The organism is Burkholderia sp. Cy-637 (assembly GCF_011753175.1).
Classification (GTDB): Bacteria; Pseudomonadota; Gammaproteobacteria; order Burkholderiales; family Burkholderiaceae; genus Burkholderia; species Burkholderia gladioli.
Map to the genome: position 1 here is coordinate 1 of NZ_VWWC01000273.1, position 5,762 is coordinate 5,762.

4 protein-coding genes are annotated in these 5,762 nt (G+C 70.8%); 1 reads left to right on the top strand and 3 read right to left on the bottom strand.

Features of this window, described 5'->3' with window-relative positions:
* The coding region (locus F3J10_RS36475; protein WP_240155792.1) for a pseudouridine synthase at positions 1-1,809 on the top strand (1,809 nt) is incomplete at its 5' end.
* Positions 1,810-1,929: 120 nt separating this feature from the next.
* Here the strand turns inward: F3J10_RS36475 and def are convergent.
* The 3 genes from def to F3J10_RS34030 form a co-directional block, all read right to left on the bottom strand.
* A complete protein-coding gene (def, locus tag F3J10_RS34020; RefSeq protein WP_025099331.1) occupies positions 1,930-2,463 on the bottom strand; it encodes a peptide deformylase in 534 nt (177 codons plus the stop codon).
* Positions 2,460-4,535, bottom strand: coding sequence for an NAD-dependent DNA ligase LigA (gene ligA / locus F3J10_RS34025; RefSeq protein WP_167243909.1), 2,076 nt, complete (start codon positions 4,533-4,535; stop codon positions 2,460-2,462). Before ligA ends, def begins: the two co-directional genes overlap by 4 nt.
* A 133-nt stretch (positions 4,536-4,668) precedes the next feature.
* Positions 4,669-5,762: cell division protein ZipA C-terminal FtsZ-binding domain-containing protein (locus F3J10_RS34030; RefSeq protein WP_167243910.1), on the bottom strand; the 1,094-nt coding region annotated here is incomplete at its 5' end.

Here is a 5,762-nt window from a genome sequence, read left to right on the forward strand (position 1 = left end):
GCGCCGCGTGACGGCGAGCGCGGCGGCTTCGGCCGGCCGCCGCGCGAGGGCGGCGATCGCCCGGCGCGTGACGGCACTCGCTTCTCCCGCGACGGGGATCGCCCGGCGCGCCCCGCTCGCGATGGCGAGCGCGGTTCGTTCCGCGGCGAAGGCCGCCCTGCTCGCACCGGCGGCGATCGTCCCCCGCGTGACGGCGCGCGTTTCTCTCGCGATGGCGATCGTCCGGCGCGCCCCGCTCGCGATGGCGAGCGCGGTTCGTTCCGCGGCGAAGGCCGCCCTGCTCGAGAAGGCGGCGACCGCCCGCCGCGTGACGGCGCTCGCTTCTCCCGCGACGGGGATCGTCCGGCACGCCCCGCACGCGATGGCGAGCGCGGTTCGTTCCGCGGCGAAGGCCGCCCCGCTCGCGATGGCGAACGCGGCTCGTTCCGCGGCGAAGGCCGCCCTGCGCGTGATGGTGAACGGCCGCCGCGTGACGGCGCCCGTTTCTCCCGCGACGGTGATCGCCCGGCACGCCCCGCTCGTGATGGTGAACGCGGCTCGTTCCGCAGCGAAGGCCGCCCCACGCGCGATGGTGAACGCCCCCCGCGTGACGGCGCGCGTTTCTCCCGCGATGGCGATCGTCCGGCGCGCCCCGCTCGCGATGGCGAGCGCGGTTCGTTCCGTGGCGAAGGCCGCCCCACGCGCGACAGTGAACGCCAGCCGCGTGACGGCGCTCGCTTCTCCCGCGATGGCGATCGCCCTGCGCGCCCCGCTCGTGACGGCGAACGCAGCACGTTCCGCGGCGAAGGCCGCCCCACACGCGATGGCGAGCGCCCATCACGTGACGGCGCCCGCTTCTCCCGCGATGGCGATCGTCCGGCACGCCCCGCTCGCGACGGCGAACGCAGCGCGTTCCGCGGCGAAGGCCGCCCTGCCCGTGATAGCGGCGATCGTCCCGCCCGTGCCGGCGCCCGCCCCGTGCGCGACGCCGCCGAACGCGCCGCCCCCTCGCGCCTGAAGGTCGCCCAGCCCGTCAAGTCGCGCGCTGCCTCCTTCGACGACGCCGACGAAACCGGCATGGTCCGTCTCTCGAAGCGGATGTCCGAGCTCGGCCTCTGCTCGCGCCGCGAGGCCGACGAATGGATCGAGAAGGGCTGGGTGCTGGTCGACGGCGAGCGGATCGACACGCTCGGCACCAAGGTGCGCCCGGAGCAGAACATCGAGATCGACCAGCGCGCCCAGGCTGCCCAGGCCGCCCAGGTGACGATCCTGCTGCACAAGCCGGTCGGCTACGTATCGGGCCAGGCCGAGGACGGCTACGAGCCGGCCGTCACCCTGATCACGCGCGAGAACCACTGGAGCGGCGATCATTCGGCGCTGCGTTTCTCGCCGCAGCACCTGCGCACGCTGGCGCCGGCAGGCCGTCTCGACATCGACTCGACCGGCCTGCTGGTGCTGACGCAGGACGGCCGCATCGCCAAGCAGCTGATCGGCGAGCAGTCGGACATCGACAAGGAATACCTGGTGCGCGTGCGCTTCGGCGAGCGCCTGACCGACATCGACCAGCATTTCCCGGCCGAATCGCTGGCCAAGCTGCGCCACGGCCTGGAACTCGACGACGTGCCGCTCAAGCCCGCGATGGTGAGCTGGCAGAACGGCGAGCAGTTGCGTTTCGTGCTGCGCGAAGGCAAGAAGCGGCAGATCCGTCGCATGTGCGAGCTGGTCGGGCTGGAGGTGATCGGTCTGAAGCGCGTGCGGATGGGCCACGTGATGCTGGGCGCGCTGCCGCAAGGCGAGTGGCGCTACCTGTCGCCCGACGAGAACTTCTGATCGCGGCAGCACGAACGGCCGCCTGAACGGCCCGACGTGCGGCCCGCGCAAAAGACACGGCGCCGGCGAACCCGCGAGGGTTCCCGGCGCCGTTTTCATTGCAGCGAGTGCTGGCGACGCTCAGTCGTCCGCGTTCGGATCGAGCCCGGGGAACAGCACCTCGGCGAAACCGAACTTCGAGAAGTCGGTGATCCGCATCGGATAGAGCTTGCCGATCAGGTGGTCGTATTCGTGCTGGACCACGCGCGCATGGAAGCCCTCGGCGATGCGGTCGATGCGCTTGCCGTACTGGTCGAAGCCCGAGTAGTGGACCTTGCTGTAGCGACTCACCACGCCGCGCATGCCCGGCACCGACAGGCAGCCTTCCCAGCCCTCCTCCATGTCCGGCGGCAGGTATTCCACGCTCGGGTTGATCAGCACCGTCTCCGGCACCGGCGGCGCGTCCGGGTAGCGCGCGTTGTTGCCGAAACCGAAAATGAGCAGTTGCAGGCCCACGCCGATCTGCGGCGCGGCCAGCCCCGCGCCGTTGGCGTGGTGCATGGTCTCGAACATGTCGGCGACCAGCTCGTGCAGTTCCGGCGTATCGAAGGCCTCGACCGGCTTCGCGACTTCGAGCAGGCGCGGATCGCCCATCCTGAGGATCTCGCGAATCATGATGGCAGTTCTCCCTTGAGCAGTAGATGCATCCCGTCCTCGTCGAGCACGGGGATGCCGAGTTCCTCGGCCTTGGCGAGCTTGCTGCCCGCCTCGGCACCAGCGACCACGTAATCGGTCTTCTTGGACACCGAACCCGTCACCTTGGCGCCGGCCGCCTCGAGCAGCGCCTTCGCCTCGTCGCGGCCCAGCGTCGGCAGCGTGCCCGTCAGCACCACGGTCTTGCCGGCCAGCGCGCCCTGCGGCTCGCGCGGCGCGGGCGGTCCTTCCGGCCAGTCGACCTTCTCGCGCAGTTGCGCGATCACGGTGCGATTGTGCTCCTCGGCAAAGAACTGGTGCAGCGACTCGGCCACCACCGGGCCGACGTCGTTGACTTCGAGCAGTTGCTCGGTGGTGGCGTCCATGATCGGCTGCAGCGAGCCGAAGTGCTTGGCCAGGTCCTTGGCCGTCGATTCGCCGACGTGGCGGATCCCCAGCGCGTAGATGAAGCGGCCGAGCGTGGTGTGGCGCGCCTTCTCCAGCGAGTCGAGCAGGTTCTGCGCGGACTTGTCGGCGAAGCGGTCGAGCGCCGCCAGGGTCGCGAAACCGAGGTGGAACAGGTCGGCCGGCGTGCGCACCAGGTTCTGCTCGACCAGCTGGTCGATGATCTTCTCGCCGAGGCCGTCGATGTCGAGCGCGCGGCGCTGCGCGAAGTGCCACAGCGCCTGCTTGCGCTGCGCCGGGCAGAACAGCCCGCCCGTGCAGCGCGCGATCGCCTCCTCGGGCAGCCGCTCGATGCGCGAGCCGCAGACCGGGCATTCGGTCGGCATCACGAATTCGGCCACGTCGGCCGGGCGCCGGTCGAGCAGGGCCGACACCACCTCGGGAATCACGTCGCCGGCGCGCCGCACGATCACGGTGTCGCCGATCCGGATGTCCTTGCGGCGCACCTCGTCCTCGTTGTGCAGGGTCGCGTTGGTCACCGTCGCGCCGCCCACGAACACCGGCTCGAGCCGCGCCACCGGGGTGATCGCGCCGGTGCGGCCGACCTGCACCTCGATCGCCAGCAGCCGGGTGAGCGCTTCCTGGGCCGGGAACTTGTGGGCCAGCGCGAAGCGCGGCGCGCGCGAGACGAAACCGAGCCGCTCCTGCTCGTCGCGCCGGTTGACCTTGTAGACCACGCCGTCGATGTCGTAGGGCAGCGCCTCGCGCTGCTCGCCGACCTTGTGGAAGAAGGCCAGCAGCCCCTCGGCGCCCTTCACCACCGCGCGCTCGCGATTGACCGGCAGCCCGAAGCCGGCGTACCAATCGAGCAGGCCGCTGTGCGTGTCGGGCATGGTCGCGCCCTCGAGCACGCCGATGCCGTAGGCGAAGAAGGACAGCGGCCGCTGCGCGGTGATCTTCGAATCGAGCTGGCGCAGGCTGCCGGCCGCCGCGTTGCGCGGATTGGCGAACTCGCGCTGCTCGGCCTCGCGCTGGCGCTGGTTCAGGCGCGCGAAATCGCGCTTGTACATCAGCACCTCGCCGCGCACGTCGAGCAGGGCCGGCGGGTTCTCGCCCTTCAGCGTCAGCGGGATCGAGCGGATGGTGCGCACGTTCTCGGTGACGTCCTCGCCGGTGGTGCCGTCGCCGCGCGTGGCGGCCTGCACGAAGCGGCCATGCTCGTAGCGCAGCGAGATCGCCAGGCCGTCGAACTTGAGCTCGCAGGCGTATTCGACCGGATCGGTGGCGGTGCCGGCCAGGTCGGCCGGCGCCTTGTCGAGCGCGTCGGCCACGCGCTTGTCGAAGGCGGCGATGTCCTCGTCGGAGAAACCGTTGTTCAGCGACAGCATCGGCGCGTCGTGCAGCACCGGCGTGAAGCCGGTGGCGGCCTCGCCGCCCACGCGCTGGGTCGGCGAATCGGGCGTGATCAGGTCGGGATGCTCGGCCTCGATTTGCTGCAGCTCGCGGAACAGCCGGTCGTATTCGGCGTCCGGCAGGTCGGGCTGGTCGAGCACGTAATAGGCGTGATTCGCGCGCTCGAGTTCATTGCGCAACCAGGCCGCCCGTTCGGACGGCTGGCTGGCTGGCGGTTCAACTGGGGATCGGGCCATGCTGGCGGCACTTGCTCTGGTGACAATCAAGGGAGGATTATCTCAGGCGGCGCGCGCTTGCGCACCTTCCCGCAAGCACCGGATCGCCTGCCGCCGGGACGGGAAAACCCGCGCCCCGGGGGCCGGCTTCGGCTTACTGGCTGAACAGGCGCCGCGTGACGGGCGAGCCGGCCGGGATGCCGGCTTCCTCGAGCTTCGCGTAGAGCTTCATCAGTTGCTGCTCGATCGCCACCAGGGTGGATTCGGGCAGCGGCCGGCGCGAATCGTCGACCACCCGCGCGCCGATCCGGTCGGACAGCGACTTCGCGTAATCGCACATCAGCTTGAAGGGCAGGATGTCCTCGTCGGCCACCGGCACGTCGAGCACCAGGGTGATCATGTTCCCGCCCTTGTAGGTCAGGTCGTCGCGCAGGAAGTTGGTGTCGCCGAACTGCAGCATGAACACCGGGTTCTGCTTCGCGTCGAGCTTGACGAAGCGCGTGCCGTCGCGCGACAGCAGCAGGCCGTCCTGCGAGGCCACCGCCTGCACGTAGTTGGCCGACCAGGGCGCGCCGTCCGACATCACGTTGATCGACAACTGCGCGTCGCATTGCGCGGCGAAGCCGTCGAGCTCGCGCGCCATCGAGACCGTCTCCAGCATGTCGGGAAATTCGGGCGCGCCGTCGATCGCGTCGGCGAACTGGCCGACGCCCGAGACGAATTCGGAGAATTCGAGCTCGTTGAGCGGGCCGTTGCGATTCGCCAGTTGCGCGGCCGCGCGCAGTTCCTCGTAGCGCACGCCGTTCTGCAACAGCTCCCAGTTGCCGCCGTCCTCGGGCTTGCCCTCGATGTGGACCGGCTTGCTGCCGGCGCGGCGCAGGCGCTGCGCGGCCGGCAGGATCCGCTCGCCGGGCAGCGACGCGCCGAGCCGGATCGGCACGATGCAGTCGATGCGGCGATCGACGATGGTGGGCGGCGCCGAGGAGATCGTGGTGGCGGCCGGCAGCACCGGCTCGCCGTCGTCGATCGGCACGGCGCTTGCCGCGATTGCAGGCTGCGCCGCGGCGCCGGCTTCGGCGGACTCGGCCTCGCCGGCTGCGTGATCCGCGCCCTCGCCTGCGGCGGTAAGCGTTTCATCGGCCTGCAGGTCGGCCGGCGTATCAGCCGGGGCGGCCGGGGCGGCCGGAGTTTCCGGCGCGCCGCCGAAGGTCGGCTCGACGCGGGCCTCGTGATCGGCGGCCGCGGCCG